This window comes from Fusobacterium perfoetens ATCC 29250 (assembly GCF_000622245.1).
Taxonomy (GTDB): Bacteria; Fusobacteriota; Fusobacteriia; order Fusobacteriales; family Fusobacteriaceae; genus Fusobacterium_B; species Fusobacterium_B perfoetens.
The window spans coordinates 1-1,310 of the sequence record NZ_JHXW01000026.1 but is presented as its reverse complement, the minus strand read 5'-3'; the positions used below and the strand labels follow the sequence as shown (position 1 = coordinate 1,310).

The window sequence follows — 1,310 nt, the reverse complement described above, 5'->3', positions numbered from 1 at the left end:
TCGCTTACGCGATTCCGTAGCTTCGGTTTATAGCTTAGCCCCGTTACATTGTCGGCGCAGAGACTCTCGACCAGTGAGCTATTACGCACTCTTTAAAGGTATGGCTGCTTCTAAGCCAACCTCCTGGTTGTTTGGGAATCTCCACCTCCTTTCCCACTTAGCTATAATTAGGGACCTTAGCTGACGGTCTGGGTTGTTTCCCTTTTGACCATGGATCTTAGTACCCATAGTCTCACTCCTAAGATTAAAAATTACGGTATTCGGAGTTTGGTTAGCTTCGGTAAGCAATATGCCCCCTAGACTATTCAGTGCTCTACCCCCGTAATTTAATTCTTAAGGCTGCACCTAAATGCATTTCGGAGAGAACGAGCTATCTCTCAGTTCGATTGGCGTTTCACCCCTAAACCTATCTCATCTCCCAACTTTTCAACGGCGGTGAGTTCGGGCCTCCACTGTGTCTTACCACAGCTTCACCCTGGACAGGATTAGATCACCAAGTTTCGCGTCTACGCCTAACGACTTAGCGCCCTATTAAGACTCGGTTTCCCTACGGCTCCGGTATACTTAACCTTGCCGTTAAACGTAACTCGCAGGATCATTCTCCAAAAGGCACGCCATCACCCTTACGGGCTCTGACCGCTTGTAAGCACACGATTTCAGGTTCTATTTCACTCCCCTCCCGGGGTTCTTTTCACCTTTCCCTCACGGTACTATACGCTATCGGTTAACAAGAGTATTTAGTCTTACGAGATATGGTCCTCGCTGATTCACACAGAATTCCTCGTGTTCCGTGCTACTCGGGAGAGCTTTACGATTGTTACAAATTACCTATACAGGACTATCACCTTCTATGGTTAAGTTTTCCAACTTATTCTAATTCTTTGAAACAACTCGTTGAATATCTTGCAGTTCTTCAAAAAGCTTCCCACAACCTCGCGTAAGCAACGACTGCATTCTTGACACTTACGCGATTTAGACTTGGTCCCCGTTCGCTCGCCGCTACTTAGGGAATCGTTTTTACTTTCTTTTCCTCAGACTACTTAGATGTTTCAGTTCATCTGGTTACCGTTTTCACACTAAGACTTCATCTTAGTAGATTTCTCCATTGGGAAATCCTGGGATCAAAGTTCGATTGCAACTACTCCAGGCTTATCGCAGCTTACCACGTCCTTCATCGGCTCTTATTACCTAGGCATCCACCGTGTGCCCTTAATTCTCTTAATCTTTAAATTTAAGTTTGCTAACTCTACTAAAAAATTTAGTAAAATTGTTTGGTTTCTCTAATTACTATGTAGTTTCCAATGTTCAAA

At 44.4% G+C, this 1,310-nt stretch carries 1 rRNA gene; it reads right to left on the bottom strand.

Annotated features, from left to right (window positions below):
* Positions 1-1,223 (bottom strand): 23S ribosomal RNA (locus T364_RS0106920); the annotation flags it as partial.
* Between the last annotated feature and the right edge of the window lie 87 nt (positions 1,224-1,310).